Source organism: Rhizobium sp. RAF36 (genome assembly GCF_052114105.1).
Lineage (GTDB): Bacteria > Pseudomonadota > Alphaproteobacteria > Rhizobiales > Rhizobiaceae > Rhizobium.
This window is the reverse complement of record NZ_JBFREC010000015.1, coordinates 1-19503: the sequence shown is the minus strand read 5'-3', so window position 1 is coordinate 19503 and position 19503 is coordinate 1. Positions and strand designations below refer to the sequence as shown.

Sequence of the window (19503 nt, the reverse complement as noted above, 5' to 3'; positions counted from 1 at the left end):
CGGAGCAGCGTCGATCTGGTCATACGCCTTGAACTCGCCGAAATACTTCGTGATCGCTGCCGTCAGAGACGTCTTGCCGTGGTCAACGTGGCCGATCGTGCCGATGTTTACGTGCGGCTTGTTGCGCTCAAACTTACTCTTTGCCATTTCCGGCTCTCCATTCTTCTAAGGCCCGAAGGCGCTAATTCTTGTTATCGGACAATTGGTATTCCGGTCACTTCTGACCGGAATACTTTGCCTGGATTTCGGTTGCGACGTTCGACGGGACCGGCGCGTAGTGATCGAAGGTCATCGTGTACTGAGCACGGCCCTGCGACATGGAGCGCAGGTTGTCGACGTACTTGAACATGTTCGCCAGCGGAACGTTTGCCGCGATGACGATCGCGATGCCGCGCTGCTCCTGACCCTGGATCTGACCACGGCGGGAGTTGAGGTCGCCGATAACGTCACCGACGTAGTCCTCAGGCGTTACAACTTCGACCTTCATCATCGGCTCGAGGAGCTGAGCGCCGGCCTTCTTGGCTGCTTCACGGAAGCAGGCGCGGGAAGCGATTTCGAACGCCAGGACCGACGAGTCGACGTCGTGGAAGGCACCGTCGATGAGCGTCGCCTTGACGCCGAGCATCGGGAAGCCAGCCAGCGGGCCAGACGACAGAACGCTTTCGATACCCTTCTGAACGCCCGGGATGTATTCCTTCGGAACAGCACCGCCGACGATCTTGGATTCGAACTTGAAGTCGTCGCCTTCTTCGTTCGGTTCGAAGACGATCTTGACGCGCGCGAACTGACCGGTACCACCGGACTGCTTCTTGTGCGTGTAGTCTTCTTCGTGCTTCTTCGTGATGGTTTCGCGGTAGGCAACCTGCGGCGCACCGACAGTTGCTTCGACCTTGAATTCACGACGCATGCGATCGACCAGAATGTCGAGGTGAAGTTCACCCATGCCGGCGATGATCGTCTGGCCGGATTCCTGGTCGGTCTTGACGCGGAAGGACGGATCTTCAGCAGCCAGGCGGTTGAGCGCGAGGCCCATCTTTTCCTGGTCGCCCTTGGTCTTCGGCTCGATCGCGATCTGGATGACCGGCTCGGGGAATTCCATGCGCTCGAGGATAACCGGCTTCAGCGGATCGCAGAGCGTATCGCCAGTGGTGGTTTCCTTGAGGCCGGCAAGAGCAACGATGTCGCCTGCAAAGGCTTCTTCGATGTCTTCACGGGAGTTCGAGTGCATCTGCAGCATGCGGCCGACGCGCTCGCGCTTGTCCTTGACCGTGTTCATGACCGACGCGCCCTTTTCGAGCTTGCCGGAGTAGATGCGAGCGAAGGTGAGCGAACCGACGAAGGGGTCGTTCATGATCTTGAACGCAAGCATGGAAAGCGGCTCGGAGTCGTCAGCGTGACGCTCGATATCGGCTTCCGTCTTGAAGTCGATGCCCTTGATGGCAGGAATGTCCATCGGCGACGGCAGATAATCGACAACAGCGTCGAGCAGCGGCTGAACGCCCTTGTTCTTGAAGGCGGTGCCGCAGAACATCGGATGGAACTTGACGTCGATCGTGCCGCGGCGAACCAGGGCGCGGATCTTGTCGTTGTCGGGCATGTCGCCGTTCAGGTAAGCTTCCATCGCTTCTTCGTCGATCTCGACAACGGTCTCGATCAGCTTTTCGCGATATTCTTCAGCCTTGGCCTTCAGGTCTTCAGGGATTTCGACGACGTCCCACTGTGCGCCGAGCGATTCGTCGCGCCAGATGAGTGCGTTCATCTCGATCAGGTCGACAACGCCCTTGAACTCGGATTCTGCGCCGATCGGCAGCTGCATGACAACAGCCGTTGCGCCGAGACGGGTCTTGATCATCTCGACCGAGCGGTAGAAGTCCGCACCGGTCTTGTCCATCTTGTTGCAGAAGATCATGCGCGGAACGTTGTACTTCTCAGCCTGACGCCAGACGGTTTCCGTCTGCGGCTCTACGCCGGCGTTGGCATCGAGAAGAGCAACCGCACCGTCGAGCACGCGCAGCGAACGTTCGACTTCGATGGTGAAGTCGACGTGGCCGGGAGTGTCGATGATGTTGAAGCGGCGCATCTTGCCGTCGCGGCCCTTCCAGAAGGTCGTGGTCGCAGCAGAGGTGATCGTGATGCCACGCTCCTGCTCCTGCTCCATCCAGTCCATCGTGGCTGCGCCGTCGTGCACTTCGCCGATCTTGTGCGACTTGCCGGTGTAGTAGAGGATACGCTCGGTCGTCGTCGTCTTGCCGGCGTCGATGTGCGCCATGATACCGAAATTACGGTAGTCTTCGATTTTATATTCGCGAGCCATAGTGGACTGCCTTTCGATACCGTTCGGGATTACCAGCGATAATGCGAGAACGCACGGTTGGCGTCAGCCATCTTGTGCGTGTCTTCGCGCTTCTTGACCGCGGAACCACGGTTGTTGGATGCATCGAGAAGCTCGCCCGACAGACGGTCGACCATGGTCGTTTCGTTGCGCTTGCGCGCAGCGGTAATCAGCCAGCGGATAGCAAGGGCCTGGCGGCGCTCAGGGCGGACATCAACCGGAACCTGATAGGTCGCACCACCGACGCGGCGCGAACGGACTTCGACGTGCGGGGCAATGTTGTCGAGGGCGGCGTGGAAAACAACCAGCGGCTCCTGCTTGGACTTGCCCTGTACGGAGTCAAATGCGCCGTAAACGATGCTTTCAGCAACGGACTTCTTACCATCGAGCATGATGGCATTCATGAACTTCGTGACGACCAAATCGCCGAACTTCGGGTCCGGGTTGATCTCGCGCTTTTCTGCTCTGTGACGTCTGGACATAACTTCTCGTCTCTTAACTGTTAAGGCGCTCTACCACGCGGAGAACCTCGCGCAGCGCCGGAAAAACAAAACCCGAATTACTTCGGACGCTTTGCACCGTACTTGGAACGGCGCTGCTTGCGGTTCTTGACACCCTGGGTATCGAGAACGCCGCGGATGATGTGGTAACGAACGCCCGGCAAGTCCTTGACGCGGCCGCCACGGATCATGACGACAGAGTGTTCCTGCAGGTTGTGACCTTCGCCCGGAATGTAGCCGATGACTTCGAAGCCATTGGTCAGGCGGATCTTGGCAACCTTACGCAGAGCCGAGTTCGGCTTCTTCGGGGTCGTCGTGTAGACGCGGGTGCAAACACCACGCTTCTGCGGGTTTTCCTGCAGAGCAGGAACCTTGTTACGCTTTACGTTCGGCTGGCGCGGCTTGCGGATCAGCTGGTTTACGGTAGGCATTCAACCATCCCTTACGTTTAACTGTACCCTTTCGGGCGTAAAATCACGCCGTCTCCGGCAAGATCACACGCTTGTCTCAATGCGCAAAACGTGGCCCGATCCGCTTTCACGGATGGACCACAGAGGGCAGAGGACGCAAAAGACATGCGTCGTGCGTGCGGGCATCATATCTTCAACGTGCGTTTCGAACCTTGTTTGAGGTGAACTCCAGGGCAAGGCGCCCCAGAAAGCCATGCCTCACATGGGTTCCGATGGCGCGGGTACTACTGGTTTCCCTCACCTACGTCAAGGCCGGTTAAGAAATAATCTTGCCGCGAATGCCTTGAAATGCCGGGCTTACGCCCTCTTTGCAAGGGTTCCGGACGTTTTTGCGGCGGCCCTTAAAGTTCAACTTGGGGCTTGCCGGAAAAGCGGTTAAGGAATCGGCGATTGCAGACGAAATCCGCAGGAAGCGGATTCGAGTTTACGAATCGTTACATATTCAAAGGACCGCCCGATGATCACCAGCCCCGACAACGACAACAACTCCGAAGGCCCGATGGTCTTCATCATTATCGGCAAGGGTTATGAGTCGGACGGCAGCGAAGGCGTCGACCTGCATATCATGCTGAGAGCCGCCGATGACGACACCGCCGTGCGCGAGGCGCTCAACGCGCTGTCCGAGGAAGGCTTCATCGAGGCCGATCTCGACCAGATCGGCATGTTGACCGAAGTGCCTGAAGAAGAGCCGCACGCGTCCGCCTATCAGGGCGCGCTGGACGGCGAGGTCTCAATCATCCGGTTCAACTGACCGTCAGCTATCGGCGGCGCCAAACAGAGCTGCCTCATAGTTCATGGCGCCGTTGAGTATATGCAAAATCTGTACGGCGTCGGCGGCGCAGGTATAGAAGATATTGTAGCGGCCGTGCACGGCCCTTCTGATCCCGCTCTCCTCGTGACGGGGCACCAGCGGATAGGCAAGCGGACGATCGGTGATCATCAGGCAATGCCTCTCCAGCTCCTCGACGAAGGAAAGCGCGCGGCGCGGATTATCCCTCGCAATATAATCGCCAATCGAGAAGAGATCGCGGCGGGCCTCTGCCGCGATGACCAGCTTCATTTGCCGTCCGCCATGCGGCCATAGCGCTCCTTGAGCTCAGCGAAGACATCGTCAGCCGCATGGACGCGACCGGCGTCGACATCCGCCCTGCCCCGGGCGAGCGCCGCGTCCATCAGCGCAAGCTGCTTCTCTCGCTCCTCGACCAGACGAACGCCCTCGCGGAGCACTTCGCTCTTCGAGTTGTAGCGGCCGCTCTCGACGAGCTTCTGAACAACCGCTTCCAGATTTCCAAGTTCGACGCTTTGAGCCATGGGTGCCTCCGATAACTATTATTGGTACACACCGCTGGTTTGGCAAGTCTCGCTTGCCGCCGCGCGGCGATTATGCCGCAGGCTCTGACACCGTTCTGTCATCTTCGCCAAACAATCCTCGGTTACCCGCGAGGTGCATTTCATTGCCCCAAACGGAGTCCCCCAAATGCGTACTGTCTCGAAATTCCTGGCTCTCGGCCTTGCCACTGCCGTTGCGTTTGCTGCGCCGGCTTTTGCCGAAGACAAGGCAAAGCCCTTTACCGACAATACCGAAGTCAACCTTCTGAACCTGCTTCCGCCGCCGCCTGCCAATGATTCCGCCAAGACCAAGGCCGAGATCGGCGAGCTTCTCTCCATCCAGGTCACCCGCACCCCGGAGATGGAAGCTCAGGCCGTTGCCGATGCCGAGGAGAATGTCTGGCGTTTCAGCGACGTCATCGACAATCCGAAATTCACCAAGGAAAACCTGCCGAAGTTTTCGGCCTTCTTCGACCGCATCGTCGAGACCGAAGCCGCCGTCGTCGATCCGGCGAAGGACGTCTGGAAGCGCCCGCGCCCTCACCTGCTCTATCCCGAGCTCGTCAAGCCAGTCGTGCCGCTCTCGAAGTCCGGCTCCTACCCGTCCGGCCACACGACGCTCGGCACGCTGATGGGGGTCGTCCTGTCGAACATGGTTCCCGAAAAGAAGGATGCCATCATGGGCCGCGCCTGGGCCTATGGCTGGAACCGCGTCATCGGCGGCATCCATTACCCGACGGATATCGAGGCAGGCCGTATCGCCGGTATCGCCACCGCACAGACGATCATGCAGCATGACGACTACAAGGCCGAATACGAGGCGGCCCGCACCGAGCTGCGCACCGTCCTCGGCCTCTGACATTGCGAACGCCTGCCGAAAGGGCCGCGGTTCGACCGCGGCCCTTTTTGCATGCCCGCCGTCTCAAGCGGTCAACAAAAAACCGCCCGGATCGCTACGGGCGGTTTTTTGATTTCTGCAATCGAACCTGCCGTTATTCGGCGGCAGGCGCGCTTTCGTTTGCCATGTCCTGCAGCATCGGCGTTGCCGAGTCTGCACCCGTGCCCTTGCGGCGCTCTTCGAGGATCAGCTCGTCGCGCGACGTGGCGATACGGCGGATCTGGGTCATGGTGCCACCGGTACCGGCCGGGATGAGGCGGCCGACGATAACGTTTTCCTTGAGGCCCTGGAGACCGTCGGTCTTGCCGGCGATCGCAGCTTCCGTGAGCACCTTCGTCGTTTCCTGGAAGGACGCGGCGGAGATGAAGGACGGGGTCTGCAGCGATGCCTTGGTGATACCGAGAAGAACCGGGTCGCCGTAGGCAGGCTTCTTGCCCTGTTCGATCAGGCCGTCATTGACGTCCTCGAGCTCGATACGGTCGATGTTGTCACCGACGATATAGGTCGAGTCGCCTGCATCGGTGATTTCCACCTTCTGCAGCATCTGACGGACAATCACTTCGATGTGCTTGTCGTTGATGACAACGCCCTGCAAGCGGTAGACTTCCTGGATTTCGTTGACCAGGTACGAAGCGAGTGCTTCGACGCCCTTGATCGCCAGGATGTCGTGCGGAGCCGGGTTACCGTCGAGGATGTAGTCACCCTTTTCGATATAGTCGCCTTCCTGAAGGTGGAAGGGCTTGCCCTTCGGGATCAGGTATTCGACAGGCTCGACACCGTCTTCCGCTGGCTCGATGATGACGCGACGCTTGTTCTTGTAGTCGCGGCCGAGGCGGATCGTACCATCGATCTCAGCGATGATGGCGTGGTCCTTCGGACGGCGGGCTTCGAACAGTTCGGCAACACGCGGCAGACCGCCGGTGATGTCCTTGGTCTTGGCGCTTTCGAGCGGCGAACGTGCAAGCACGTCACCCTGCGAAACCTTCGTGCCCGGCTCGACCGACAGGATCGCGTCAACCGAGAGCAGGAAGCGGGCGTCACCACCACGCGACAGCTTCATGACGTTGCCGCTGGCGTCCTTGATGACGATGGCCGGCTTCAGATCCGAACCGCGGGGGGTCGAGCGCCAGTCGATAACCTGACGCTTGGTGATACCCGTGGATTCGTCGGTCGCTTCGAGAACGGAGATACCATCGACGAGATCTTCGAACTGAACGGTACCGGCCACTTCCGTCATCATCGGACGGGTGTATGGGTCCCACTCTGCCAGACGCTGACCGCGCTTGACCTTGTCACCATCATCGACATGGATCTTCGAACCGTAGGCGACGCGCTGCGAGGAACGCTCGACACCGCGTTCGTCCAGGATCTGAACCGCCATGTTGCGGCCCATGGCGACGAGAACGCCGTCCGAGTTGCGCAGCATGTTGCGGTTCTTCATCTGAACCGTACCTTCGTACGATGCTTCCAAGAACGACTGGTCAACCACCGTTGCCGTGCCACCAAGGTGGAACGTACGCATGGTGAGCTGGGTGCCTGGTTCGCCGATCGACTGAGCAGCGATAACGCCGACCGCTTCGCCCATGTTGACAGGGGTACCGCGTGCCAGGTCTCGGCCGTAGCAGATCGAGCAAACGCCGGTCTGAACTTCGCAGGTCAGTGCCGAGCGGATGCGGATCGACTGGATACCAGCCTTTTCGATCTCGATGACATCGGGTTCGAGGATCATCTTGCCAGCATCGACGATGCGATCGCCGGTCACCGGATGATCGATATCGTCAAGCGCCGTACGGCCAAGGACGCGAACGCCGATGGAAGCAACGACCTGACCGGCATCGACGATCGCCGTCATGGTGAGGCCCTTGTCGGTGCCGCAATCCACGAGGTTGACGATGCAATCCTGCGCGACGTCGACGAGACGGCGGGTCAGGTAACCGGAGTTAGCGGTCTTCAGAGCCGTGTCTGCTAGACCCTTACGGGCACCGTGCGTCGAGTTGAAGTACTCGTTGACGGTCAGACCTTCCTTGAAGTTCGACGTGATCGGCGTTTCGATGATTTCGCCCGACGGCTTGGCCATGAGGCCGCGCATGCCGCCCAGCTGACGCATCTGGTTCGGAGAACCGCGGGCGCCGGAGTGCGACATCATGTAGATGGCGTTCATCGGCTTCTGACGGCCGGTGTTCGGATCGAATTCGACGGCCTTAATACGGGCCATCATGTCTTCGGCGACCTTTTCGGTTGCCTTGCCCCAGGCATCGACGACCTTGTTGTACTTTTCGCCCTGAGTGATCAGGCCGTCATTGTACTGCTGCTCGTATTCCTTGACCAGGTTTTCGGTGTCACCGACGATCTTGGCCTTGGTTTCCGGAATGACCATGTCGTCCTTGCCGAACGAGATGCCGGCGCGGCAGGCGTGGCTGAAGCCGAGCTGCATGATGCGGTCGCAGAAAATGACCGTGTCCTTCTGACCGCAGTGACGGTAGACCGCGTCGATCATCTTGGAGATGTTCTTCTTGGTCATTTCCTGGTTGCAGATGTCGAAGGTGACCTTGCCGTTCTTCGGCAGGAGTTCGCCGATGAGCAGACGGCCAGGTGTCGTTTCATAGATCTTCGAGTACGGCTTGCCGTCCTCGCCGATCGACTTGAAGCGGCCGCGGATCTTGGTGTGCAGCGTCACGACCTTGGTTTCGAGCGCGTGATGCAGCTCGCCGAGATCGGAGAAGGCCATGCCTTCGCCCGGCTCGTTCTGGTTCAGGATCGAGAGGTAGTACAGGCCGAGAACCATGTCCTGCGACGGAACGATGATCGGTGCACCGTTTGCAGGGTGCAGGATGTTGTTCGTCGACATCATCAGAACGCGGGCTTCGAGCTGGGCTTCGAGCGACAGCGGCACGTGAACGGCCATCTGGTCACCGTCGAAGTCGGCGTTGAAGGCCGTGCAGACGAGCGGGTGCAGCTGGATGGCCTTGCCTTCGACCAGGGTAGGTTCGAAGGCCTGGATACCCAGGCGGTGCAGCGTCGGTGCGCGGTTCAGGAGAACCGGATGCTCACGGATGACCTCGTCGAGGATATCCCAGACTTCCGGCTTTTCCTTTTCAACCAGCTTCTTGGCCTGCTTGACGGTCGAGGAATAACCCTTGGCATCGAGGCGGGCGTAGATGAACGGCTTGAAGAGCTCAAGCGCCATCTTCTTCGGAAGACCGCACTGGTGCAGCTTCAGTTCCGGACCCGTCACGATGACCGAACGGCCGGAATAGTCGACGCGCTTGCCGAGCAGGTTCTGGCGGAAGCGGCCCTGCTTGCCCTTGAGCATGTCGGACAGCGACTTCAGCGGACGCTTGTTGGCGCCGGTGATGACGCGGCCACGGCGGCCGTTATCGAACAGCGCGTCTACAGATTCCTGCAGCATGCGCTTCTCGTTGCGGATGATGATGCCCGGAGCGCGCAGTTCGATCAGGCGCTTCAGACGGTTGTTACGGTTGATGACGCGGCGGTAGAGATCGTTCAGGTCAGACGTCGCGAAACGGCCGCCATCCAGCGGAACCAGCGGACGCAGATCCGGCGGGATGACCGGAACGACCTTCATGATCATCCATTCCGGACGGTTGCCCGATTCCATGAAGTTCTCGACGATCTTCAGGCGCTTCATCAGCTTCTTCTGCTTGAGATCCGACGTGGTGTCGGCCAGATCCGAGCGCAGGTCGCCCGCAATCTTCTCAAGGTTCATGGAAGCCAGCATTTCGAAGATGGCTTCAGCGCCGATCATCGCGGTGAACTGGTCTTCGCCGTATTCGTCAACAGCCAGCATGTACTCTTCTTCGGAGAGCAGCTGGTGCTCCTTCAGAGCAGTCAGGCCCGGCTCGGTGACGATGTAGTTTTCGAAGTAGAGAACGCGCTCTACATCCTTCAGCGTCATGTCGAGCAGCGTCGAGATACGCGACGGAAGCGACTTCAGGAACCAGATATGGGCAACGGGAGCGGCGAGCTCGATGTGGCCCATGCGCTCACGGCGAACGCGCGACAGCGTTACTTCAACGCCGCACTTTTCGCAGATGATGCCCTTGTACTTCATGCGCTTGTACTTGCCGCACAGGCATTCGTAGTCCTTGATCGGCCCGAAAATGCGCGCGCAGAAGAGACCGTCACGTTCCGGCTTGAACGTACGGTAGTTGATGGTTTCCGGCTTCTTGATCTCACCGTAGGACCAGGAGAGGATCTTCTCCGGAGATGCGATAGAAATTCGAATGCTATCGAAATTCTGCGCAGGCACCTGCGGATTGAAAAGATTCATGACCTCTTGGTTCATGCCTGTCTCCTTCATGGGCGGATGCGCCCTTATCTTGCTATGGCCGGCGGCAAATCCCGGGAGCCGCGCCAACGCTCAAAACGACAATAACCGCGAAATGCGGCGAAATCGTCCCTGCCCGGCCAACACGTTACGGGGCCAGAGCGGGAACGGTGTGCGCTGATTACAGCGCACACCCTATCAGATGGTTACTCAGCAGCATCAGGCAGCTGGTTCGCCTGCTGTTCGTCGAGCTTGGAGTTCTCCAATTCGACCGACAGACCGAGCGAGCGCATTTCCTTGACGAGAACGTTGAAGCTTTCGGGGATACCCGCTTCAAACGTATCGTCGCCACGGACGATGGCTTCGTAGACCTTGGTACGGCCGGCGACGTCGTCCGACTTGACCGTGAGCATTTCCTGCAGCGTGTAAGCCGCACCATATGCTTCCAGTGCCCAGACTTCCATTTCGCCGAAGCGCTGACCGCCGAACTGCGCCTTGCCGCCCAGCGGCTGCTGGGTAACGAGCGAGTAAGGACCGATCGAACGGGCGTGGATCTTGTCGTCGACCAAGTGGTTCAGCTTCAGCATGTAGATGTAGCCAACCGTGACCTGGCGGTCGAACTGCTCGCCCGTACGACCGTCGTAAAGGGTCGACTGACCGCTTTCCTTCAGGCCGGCCAGAGCCAGCATCTCGTTGACGTCACCTTCGTGCGCACCGTCGAACACCGGCGTTGCGATCGAAACGCCACGCTTCCACTGGTCGGCAAGACGCAGGACCGAGTCATCGTCGAAGTCCTTGACCTGTTCGGCCTTCGGACCGTCGCCGACAACGTCGCCGATCGTCTTGCGCAGCGGCGCGATGTTGCCGCTCGCCTTGTACGCTTCCAGCATGTCGCCGATCTGACGGCCCATGCCGGCGCAAGCCCAGCCGAGATGCGTTTCGAGAATCTGACCGACGTTCATGCGCGAAGGCACGCCGAGTGGGTTCAGAACGACGTCGACATGCGTACCGTCTTCGAGGAACGGCATATCTTCGACAGGCACGATACGCGATACGACACCCTTGTTGCCGTGACGGCCGGCCATCTTGTCGCCTGGCTGGATCTTGCGCTTAACAGCAACGAAGACCTTGACCATCTTCATGACGCCCGGAGGCATTTCGTCGCCGCGCTGGACCTTCTCGACCTTGTCCATGAAGCGCTGTTCAAGGCGCGACTTGGATTCGTCGTACTGGCCACGCAGGGCTTCGAGTTCGCTCTGGACCTTCTCGTCTTCGACGGCGAACATCCACCACTGCGAGCGCGGATATTCGGAAACGACAGAGTTCGAAAGCTCGGTGCCCTTCTTGAAGCCCTTCGGGCCTGCGATGGACATCTGGCCGCGAAGCATGTCGATCAGACGGCCGTAGACGTTACGGTCGAGGATCGCCTGCTCGTCGTCGCGGTCCTTTGCAAGACGCTCGATCTCTTCGCGCTCGATTGCCATCGCGCGCTCGTCCTTTTCAACGCCGTGGCGATTGAAGACGCGCACTTCGACGATCGTGCCGTAGGTGCCGGGCGGCATGCGCATGGACGTGTCGCGCACGTCGGATGCCTTTTCACCGAAGATGGCGCGCAGAAGCTTTTCTTCCGGCGTCATCGGGCTTTCGCCCTTCGGCGTGATCTTGCCGACGAGGATATCGCCCGGCTGAACTTCGGCGCCGATGTAGACGATACCGGCTTCGTCGAGGTTCTTCAGCGCTTCTTCCGAAACGTTCGGAATGTCACGCGTGATTTCTTCCGGACCAAGCTTGGTGTCACGGGCCATCACTTCGAATTCTTCGATGTGGATGGAGGTGAACACGTCGTCAGCAACGATACGCTCGGAGAGCAGGATCGAGTCTTCGTAGTTGTAACCGTTCCACGGCATGAACGCGACGAGCGCGTTGCGGCCGAGGGCCAGATCGCCCAGATCCGTTGACGGGCCGTCGGCGAGAATGTCGCCGCGGTTGACAACGTCACCAACGGTGACCAGCGGACGCTGGTTGACGCAGGTGTTCTGGTTCGAACGCTGGAACTTCTGCAGGCGGTAGATATCGACGCCGGACTTGCCAGCTTCGAGGTCTTCCGTCGCACGGATAACGATACGCGTCGCGTCGACCTGGTCGACCACGCCGCCGCGGCGGGCGCCGATAGCAGCGCCGGAGTCGCGGGCAACAACCGGCTCCATGCCGGTGCCGACGAACGGAGCTTCAGCACGCAGCAGCGGAACGGCCTGACGCTGCATGTTCGAGCCCATGAGAGCGCGGTTGGCGTCGTCGTTTTCCAGGAACGGGATGAGAGCGGCAGCAACCGAAACAACCTGCTTCGGCGAGACGTCCATCAGGTTCATGCTGTCGCGTGGGGCGAGCATAACTTCGTTGGCATGACGGCAGACGACGAATTCGTCGACGAAGGAACCATCCTTGTCGAGTTCGGCGTTCGCCTGGGCAACGTAGTACTTCGCTTCTTCCATGGCAGAGAGGTAGAGAACGTCGTTCGTTACCTTGCCATCGACGATCTTGCGGTACGGGCTTTCGATGAAGCCGTACTTGTTGACGCGTGCGAAAGTTGCCAGCGAGTTGATCAGACCGATGTTCGGGCCTTCAGGCGTTTCGATCGGGCAAATACGGCCGTAGTGCGTCGGGTGAACGTCGCGGACTTCGAAGCCTGCGCGCTCGCGGGTCAGACCGCCCGGGCCAAGAGCCGAGAGACGGCGCTTGTGGGTGATTTCCGAAAGCGGGTTCACCTGGTCCATGAACTGCGACAGCTGCGAGGAGCCGAAGAATTCGCGGACGGCAGCTGCTGCCGGCTTGGCGTTGATCAGGTCCTGCGGCATGACCGTGTCGATTTCGATCGAGGACATACGTTCCTTGATCGCGCGCTCCATGCGGAGCAGACCGAGACGGTACTGGTTTTCCATCAATTCGCCGACGGAGCGAACGCGACGGTTGCCGAGGTTGTCGATGTCGTCGATTTCGCCCTTACCGTCGCGCAGTTCGACCAGCATCCTGACCACGGCCAGGATGTCGTCCTTGCGCAGGATGCGGACGGTGTCTTCGACCGAGAGGTCGAGACGCATGTTCATCTTCACGCGGCCGACCGCGGAGAGATCGTAACGCTCCGCATCGAAGAACAGCGAGTTGAACATGGCTTCGGCCGAATCCATGGTCGGCGGTTCACCCGGACGCATGACGCGGTAGATATCGAACAGAGCGTCCTGACGGTTCTCGTTCTTGTCTGCCGACAGCGTGTTGCGGATGTAGGCGCCGACATTGATGTGGTCGATGCCGAGAACCGGGATTTCCTCGAAACCGTGGTCGAGGATGACCTTGAGGGTCTTCTCGTCGATTTCGTCGCCGGCTTCGAGATAGATCTCGCCCGTCGAATAGTTGACAATGTCTTCGGCAAGGTAGTTGCCGTACAGGTCTTCGTCGGTCGCCTTCAGCGCCTTCAGGCCCTTGTCGGAGAGCTGGCGGAGCAGACGCGGGGTCAGCTTCTTGCCGGCTTCGACAACGACTTCGCCGGTGTCGGCGTCGACCATTTCGGTGATCGCCTTGGCACCCTTGAGGGTTTCCGGCTGGTAAGGAATGCGCCAGCCATCACCGGCACGCTTATACAGCGACTTGGTGTAGAAGGTATCGAGGATTTCCTCGCCGTCCATGCCGAGGGCCATCAGCAGCGACGACACCGGAATCTTGCGGCGACGGTCGATACGGGCATAGACGATGTCCTTGGCGTCGAATTCGATGTCGAGCCAGGAACCACGATACGGGATGACGCGGGCAGCGAAGAGCAGCTTGCCGGAAGAATGGCTCTTGCCCTTGTCGTGGTCGAAGAAGACGCCCGGCGAACGGTGCATCTGAGACACGATAACGCGCTCGGTACCGTTCACGATGAACGTGCCGTTGTTGGTCATGAGCGGCATGTCGCCCATGTAGACGGACTGTTCCTTGATGTCCTTGATCGACTTGGCGCCCGTATCCTCATCGATATCGAACACGATGAGACGGAGAGTAACCTTCAGCGGCGCAGCGTAGGTCAGGTCGCGCTGGCGGCACTCGTCGACGTCGAACTTCGGCGGTTCGAATTCATAGGACACGAATTCCAGCATCGAGGCGCCGGAAAAATCGGTGATCGGGAAGACGGACTTGAAGACGGCCTGCAGGCCTTCGTCAGGGCGGCCGCCCTTCGGTTCTTCGACCATCAGGAACTGGTCGTAGGACGCCTTCTGAACCTCGATGAGGTTCGGCATCTCTGCGACTTCGGGGATTTTACCAAAAAACTTGCGTACGCGCCTACGACCATTGAACGAAAGGGTCTGAGCCATCGTCGCTCCTTCAAAAATTGCATCCGGGCCTGCAACGGACGGGAACCGATGGCCAGTCGACCCCGTCAAGCAATGGGTTGGTTCAAACTCGTCTCACTTCCCGAAACCACCAGGCCGGATTGCCTGCGTGTCCCGGTTCGAGACCATCCTCTTGAAGAACCCATTACCCAAAAGCCGTTTTCACGCGGCTTTTGGGTAATTCGTTCCGGAAAACGGCAAATGGGAGACGGCAAACGCCGCCTCCCAGATGCAGTTCAAGATTACTTGACGTCGGCCTTTGCGCCAGCGTCTTCAAGCTTCTTCTTGATGTCAGCTGCTTCAGCCTTGGAAACGGCTTCCTTGACAGCCTTCGGAGCGCCTTCGACGAGGTCCTTGGCTTCCTTGAGGCCGAGGCCAGTGATAGCGCGGACTTCCTTGATGACGTTGATCTTGTTCGCGCCGGCATCCGTGAGGATGACGTCGAACTCGGTCTTTTCTTCTTCAACGACAGCAGCAGCGCCACCGCCAGCAGCAGCAGCAGCAGCTACCGGAGCAGCAGCGGAAACGCCCCACTTTTCTTCGAGAAGCTTGGACAGTTCTGCAGCTTCCAGAACGGTCAGTGCAGAGAGGTCTTCAACGATCTTTACGAGATCAGCCATGTTATCAGTTCCTTTTGTTCGGTTCGAACCGGTGTTTTATAAACAGCAAAAAACCGCCTTATGCGGCTTCGTCCTTCTTGGCGTAAGCCGAGAACACGCGAGCAAGCTGGCTTGCCGGTGCTGCAACAACGCCTGCGATGCGGGTAGCCGGAGTCTGGATCATGCCCAGCAGCTTTGCACGCAGTTCGTCCAACGACGGCAGGGTCGCAAGCGACTTGACTGCATCGGCGTTGAGCGTGGTTGTTCCCATGGCGCCGCCCAAAACAACGATCTTATCGTTGGTCTTGGCGAAATCCACGACGACTTTCGGAGCAGTGATCGGGTCATTGCTGTATGCAATGAGCGTCTGACCTGTGAAGAGACCAGAGATCCCTTCTGCTTCCGTACCCTGAAGGGCGATCTTGGCCAGGCGGTTCTTCGCGACTTTGACGGTACCGCCAGCTGCGCGCATCTTGGAACGGAAGTCGTTCATCTGCGCGACTGTAGCACCAGCATAGTGGGCCACGACAACCGAGCCCGAAGCCTTGAAGACTTCGTTCAGTTCCGTGACGAATTCGCGTTTTTCCGCTCTTTCCACTGCCTATCTCCAGTTGACAGGTCCGTTTGACGGGGCCTGCCGGGTTGCCTTTTGCCTCCTGGGATCAGAAGCGATCCCAAGCGACGCTTGAGGATCCTGTCCCCTCGCGCTCCGCGCCACTCAAGGCTAGGAGGACAAGGCATCCAAGGCTCGAACCAAATCGATCGAAGCTAAGCTTCATGCAATTCGGGTCTTACCCGTCTCATGCAGGCTTAAGTGATTAAGGGATAACCACCTGCAATCTCGGACAGGATTCCGGATTTCTCCGGAATATCCCGGCCCCTTGCGAGGCCGGAATGCATGCTGCCGGGCCGAAGCCCGGCAAATTCGTTAGGCGGCCGGAGCCGTGACCGAGCCGAGCTCGATCTTGACGCCCGGACCCATGGTCGAAGAGATCGCTACGCGCTTGACGTAGTTGCCCTTGGCGCCAGCCGGCTTTGCCTTGATGACGGCGTCAGCGAAGGCGCGGATGTTTTCTTCCAGAGCCTTGGCTTCGAACGAGGCCTTACCGATGCCGGCGTGGACGATACCGGCCTTTTCGACGCGGAACTCGACAGCGCCGCCCTTGGAAGCCTTAACGGCACCCGTGACGTCCATCGTAACCGTTCCGACCTTCGGGTTCGGCATCATGCCGCGCGGACCGAGAACCTTACCGAGACGGCCGACGAGCGGCATCATGTCGGGGGTCGCGATAACGCGGTCGAAGTCGATCTTGCCGCCCTGGACGATATCGACCAGGTCTTCAGCGCCGACGATGTCTGCGCCTGCAGCCTTGGCTTCATCAGCCTTGGCGCCGCGGGCGAAAACAGCAACGCGAACGTCGCGGCCGGTGCCGTTCGGCAGGTTGACGACGCCGCGGACCATCTGGTCGGCGTGGCGCGGGTCAACGCCGAGGTTCATCGAGATTTCGATGGTCTCGTCGAACTTAGCGACAGCACGCTCCTTGACCATGCCGATGGCGAGGCCGAGTGCGTAGAGCTTCGTGGGATCAACACCTTCGTTGATCTTCTTGGTGCGCTTGCCTGACATGGTCTTAACCTACCACTTCCAGGCCCATGGCGCGGGCAGAGCCCTCAATCATCGCCATTGCACCTTCGATATCTGCTGCGTTGAGATCCTTCATCTTGGCTTCGGCGATCGACTTGATCTGAGCCTTGGTGAGCTTGCCGGCGTTGGCGCCCTTGCCAGGCGTCTTCGAACCGGACGTGATCTTCGCTTCCTTCTTCAGGAAGTAGCTGACCGGCGGCTGCTTCATGACGAAGGTAAAGGACTTGTCCTGGTAATAGGTGATGACGACCGGGATCGGCATACCCTTTTCCATTTCCTGCGTAGCCGCATTGAACGACTTGCAGAATTCCATGATGTTAATGCCACGCTGACCAAGCGCCGGGCCGATTGGCGGGGACGGGTTAGCCGATCCTGCCTTGACCTGAAGCTTGAGCTGGCCTGCAACTTTCTTAGCCATAACTCTCTGCCTTTCATTGATAGCCGGTTGCCCGGCCCTTGATGCCGGATCGCTCCGGCGGCTGCGGTTGCGTGGTGCGGAATATCGAGGTCCGGCTAAGGCCCCTCACCTTCCACGCGATTTGCGGTTTCCACCGCACACGAGCGAGCCTTGGCGGCTCACCCGCAACTCAGACCTTCTCGACCTGAGCGTATTCCAGCTCGACCGGCGTAGCGCGGCCGAAAATCGAAACTTCCACCTTCAGGCGCGAACGCTCTTCATCGACATCCTGAACCGTGCCGTTGAACGAGGCGAACGGACCATCGGAAACACGAACCTGCTCGCCGATCTCGAAGCTGACCGAAGCCTTCGGACGCTCGACACCTTCCTGGACCTGACCAAGAATACGGTCAGCTTCGGAATCCGGGATCGGAACGGGCTTGTTGTCGGAGCCCAGGAAGCCCGTGACCTTCGGCGTGTTCTTTATCAGGTGGTAGGCTTCATCCGTCAGGTTCGCGCGAACCATGACGTAGCCCGGGAAGAACTTGCGCTCGCTGTCGACCTTGCGGCCACGGCGCACTTCAACCACCTTTTCGGTCGGCACGAGAATTTTCTCGAACAGGTGCTCAAGCCCCTTCTGGCGAGCCTTGTTCTCGATGTCCTCAGCGACCTTCTTTTCAAAATTCGAATACGCGTGGACGATGTACCAACGTGCCGCCATCTTCTATCTCCACCCGATCAGTTGCTGATGTTGAGCACGAAGCTCAGGAGCCAGCTGATGAGCTGGTCGGCAGCAAAGAAAAACAGCGCGGCGAAAACCACCATTACGAGAACCATGATCGTCGAGATCATCGTCTCGCGGCGCGACGGCCAGGTGACCTTGGCCGTTTCCGACCGCACCTGCTGAAGAAACGTAAATGGATTGGATTTGGATGCCATCACTGCCCACGCAATTACGGCGCGTAAAGCTGAAACTATCAGCCCCACGCACCGCGTGTCTGTTGAACCCTACATAAACACCGATTCCCGATTGCACAAGAGGGGAACCGAAGTTTAACGAAATCGCTATGCCGCCCTCCTCACAGAACGCAGCGAAGATTTCGCGCATACCGTTCGAAGGAAATGGCAGGGGCAGAGGGGCTCGAACCCACGGCCTGCGGTTTTGGAGACCGCCGCTCTACCAACTGAGCTATACCCCTTTACGCTTTGCATTCAGCTTGTTGACCTCAAGGCCTCGAAGCACCGTTTAAAGCATGGCGCACCCTTTAAGACGGCTGCGCGGGATTGGCAAGTGCGTTTTTCCATTTTTTCCAACACCGCGCCGCCGTTCCGCTTCGGCCTTACGCCTTCACGTATTTGCGCCAGTCGTGCTCTTCCCTGAAGCCCAACACTTCCCGGATCTTGCGGTTGGAAAACAGGCCCTCGTATTCGCCGATCTCGCGGGTGAACGGAACATTGGGGAAAAAGCGTTGCGCCAGTTCCCGCGACGGCGTGTTGGCGGACACCGTATCGTTTGCGGCGTTGAACACCTGATAGCCAAGCCCGTCCTTCTCGATGCAGAGATGGCAGATCTGACCAAGATCGCGGGCATCGATATAGCTCCAGGCGATGCGCTTGCGTATTTCCGGATTGGCGAAGAATTCCGGGAATTTCTGGTATTCGTGCGGCTCGATGACATTGCCGATGCGCAGCGCATAGATATCGGCGCTCGAGCGCTCGGCAAAGGCGCGCGCCGTCTTCTCGTTGATCACCTTGGAGAGGCCGTAGGAATCCATCGGATTGACGTCGTAGTCTTCGTCCAGCGGGAACTGGTGGAAGTCGCGATGCCCCTCGGCGAAACAGACGCCGTAGGTCGTCTCGCTGGAGGCGACGATGATCTTGCGGATGCCGAGCTTCACCGCCGCCTCGATGACATTGTAGGTGCCCATCGTATTGATGCGGAAGGTCTCGTTGTCGGGTTTGATCAAGATGCGTGGCACGGCGGCGAAATGGATCACCGCATCGAAAGGCTGAACGCCCTTCCCTGCTTCCAGATCGGGAAAATCGCGGTGCATCGACAGCGCGTTGAAGACTTGGCCGCTATCGGTGATGTCGGCAATCAGATTGGTGACACCAGGACTGTCGAGTGGCACGAGATCGATATTGTGGACCTCATAGCCCTTGGCGACCAGCCACGGCACCGTATGCCGCCCTGCCTTGCCCGAACCGCCGGTGAAAAGAATGCGCTTCTTCATGAAATATCCTCCGCGTGATGAAAATCGGAGGGATAGATAAAGGCTTTGCAGCCAAGCGCAAGAGCCGCCTGAAAGGCCGGCGTCACCATCGCGTGACAATGAAAAAGGCCCCGCTGTCGCCAGCGGGGCCTTTCCAGACTTTCGGTAATCCTGGGATTACTCGATGATCGAAGCGACGATGCCGGCGCCGACGGTACGGCCGCCTTCGCGGATCGCGAAGCGCAGCTTTTCTTCCATCGCGATCGGAACGATCAGCTCGACAACAACAGTGACGTTGTCGCCAGGCATAACCATTTCCGTGCCTTCCGGAAGCGAAACGATACCGGTCACGTCAGTCGTACGGAAGTAGAACTGCGGGCGGTAGTTGGTGAAGAACGGCGTATGACGGCCGCCTTCTTCCTTCGTCAGGATGTAGGCTTCGGCATTGAACTTCTTGTGCGGCTTGAC

Annotated in this window: 17 protein-coding genes, 1 tRNA gene and 1 pseudogene; 2 read left to right on the top strand and 17 right to left on the bottom strand. The window is 59.1% G+C overall.

The genetic code is table 11. The features are described 5' to 3' along the window. From AB4Z25_RS29085 to rpsL, 4 genes are all read right to left on the bottom strand, one after another. A partial coding sequence (locus tag AB4Z25_RS29085) for a GTP-binding protein (protein ID WP_421387882.1) occupies positions 1-147 on the bottom strand: 147 nt, incomplete at its 3' end. A 67-nt stretch (positions 148-214) separates the two neighbouring features. Continuing rightward, the gene (fusA, locus tag AB4Z25_RS29080) at positions 215-2314 is read right to left on the bottom strand and encodes an elongation factor G (protein WP_112390804.1); all 2100 of its coding nucleotides are present in this window, start codon (positions 2312-2314) and stop codon (positions 215-217) included. Positions 2315-2343: 29 nt separating this feature from the next. Continuing rightward, positions 2344-2814 carry a 30S ribosomal protein S7 gene (gene rpsG, locus AB4Z25_RS29075; protein ID WP_112390805.1) on the bottom strand — a complete coding sequence of 157 codons (471 nt, stop codon included), beginning with the start codon at positions 2812-2814 and terminating at the stop codon, positions 2344-2346. Between the two features lie 77 nt (positions 2815-2891). Continuing rightward, positions 2892-3263, bottom strand: coding sequence for a 30S ribosomal protein S12 (gene rpsL / locus AB4Z25_RS29070; RefSeq protein WP_018902683.1), 372 nt, complete (start codon positions 3261-3263; stop codon positions 2892-2894). 496 nt (positions 3264-3759) lie between these two features. Between rpsL and AB4Z25_RS29065 the strand changes: the two genes are divergently transcribed. After that, positions 3760-4053, top strand: coding sequence for a transcriptional regulator (locus AB4Z25_RS29065; protein WP_112390806.1), 294 nt, complete (start codon positions 3760-3762; stop codon positions 4051-4053). A gap of 3 nt (positions 4054-4056) precedes the next feature. On the opposite strand, the gene AB4Z25_RS29060 is transcribed toward AB4Z25_RS29065, so the two are convergent. Together AB4Z25_RS29060 and AB4Z25_RS29055 are read right to left on the bottom strand one after the other, a co-directional pair. Continuing rightward, positions 4057-4362, bottom strand: coding sequence for a type II toxin-antitoxin system RelE/ParE family toxin (locus AB4Z25_RS29060; RefSeq protein ID WP_112541121.1), 306 nt, complete (start codon positions 4360-4362; stop codon positions 4057-4059). Further along, positions 4359-4613, bottom strand: coding sequence for a type II toxin-antitoxin system ParD family antitoxin (locus AB4Z25_RS29055; protein ID WP_112541122.1), 255 nt, complete (start codon positions 4611-4613; stop codon positions 4359-4361). The genes AB4Z25_RS29060 and AB4Z25_RS29055 overlap by 4 nt, the downstream gene beginning before the upstream one ends. A 166-nt stretch (positions 4614-4779) precedes the next feature. On the opposite strand from AB4Z25_RS29055, the gene AB4Z25_RS29050 reads away from it, so the two are divergent. Continuing rightward, positions 4780-5490, top strand: a complete 711-nt coding sequence (locus AB4Z25_RS29050; protein WP_112541123.1) for an acid phosphatase — start codon at positions 4780-4782, stop codon at positions 5488-5490. 133 nt (positions 5491-5623) lie between these two features. Here AB4Z25_RS29050 and rpoC read toward each other — a convergent pair whose 3' ends face one another. The 11 genes and pseudogenes from rpoC to tuf form a co-directional block, all read right to left on the bottom strand. Beyond that, a complete protein-coding gene (rpoC, locus tag AB4Z25_RS29045) occupies positions 5624-9835 on the bottom strand; it encodes a DNA-directed RNA polymerase subunit beta' (protein ID WP_112390808.1) in 4212 nt (1403 codons plus the stop codon). A gap of 188 nt (positions 9836-10023) precedes the next feature. Next, positions 10024-14163, bottom strand: a complete 4140-nt coding sequence (rpoB, locus tag AB4Z25_RS29040; RefSeq protein ID WP_112541124.1) for a DNA-directed RNA polymerase subunit beta — start codon at positions 14161-14163, stop codon at positions 10024-10026. A 260-nt stretch (positions 14164-14423) separates the two neighbouring features. Beyond that, positions 14424-14801, bottom strand: a complete 378-nt coding sequence (rplL, locus tag AB4Z25_RS29035; protein ID WP_442210509.1) for a 50S ribosomal protein L7/L12 — start codon at positions 14799-14801, stop codon at positions 14424-14426. Positions 14802-14859: 58 nt separating this feature from the next. Further along, complete coding sequence (rplJ, locus tag AB4Z25_RS29030) at positions 14860-15378, bottom strand: 50S ribosomal protein L10 (protein WP_016553543.1); 519 nt, start codon at positions 15376-15378, stop codon at positions 14860-14862. Between the two features lie 330 nt (positions 15379-15708). After that, positions 15709-16407 (bottom strand): 50S ribosomal protein L1, encoded by a 699-nt coding sequence (gene rplA, locus AB4Z25_RS29025; RefSeq protein ID WP_112518757.1) that lies wholly within the window; start codon positions 16405-16407, stop codon positions 15709-15711. Between the two features lie 4 nt (positions 16408-16411). Further along, entirely contained in the window at positions 16412-16843 is a 432-nt protein-coding gene (gene rplK / locus AB4Z25_RS29020; RefSeq protein ID WP_112390812.1) for a 50S ribosomal protein L11, read from the bottom strand. Between the two features lie 169 nt (positions 16844-17012). After that, on the bottom strand, positions 17013-17543 hold the full coding sequence (gene nusG / locus AB4Z25_RS29015; protein WP_112390813.1) for a transcription termination/antitermination protein NusG: 531 nt from the start codon (positions 17541-17543) through the stop codon (positions 17013-17015). 17 nt (positions 17544-17560) lie between these two features. Beyond that, positions 17561-17761, bottom strand: a complete 201-nt coding sequence (gene secE / locus AB4Z25_RS29010) for a preprotein translocase subunit SecE (protein WP_112390814.1) — start codon at positions 17759-17761, stop codon at positions 17561-17563. 184 nt (positions 17762-17945) lie between these two features. Further along, positions 17946-18021: transfer RNA gene (locus AB4Z25_RS29005), tRNA-Trp, on the bottom strand. A 141-nt stretch (positions 18022-18162) separates the two neighbouring features. Further along, positions 18163-19056, bottom strand: a complete 894-nt coding sequence (locus tag AB4Z25_RS29000) for an NAD-dependent epimerase/dehydratase family protein (RefSeq protein WP_112541125.1) — start codon at positions 19054-19056, stop codon at positions 18163-18165. 156 nt (positions 19057-19212) lie between these two features. Beyond that, positions 19213-19503, bottom strand: a pseudogene (gene tuf, locus AB4Z25_RS28995) (elongation factor Tu); the annotation flags it as partial.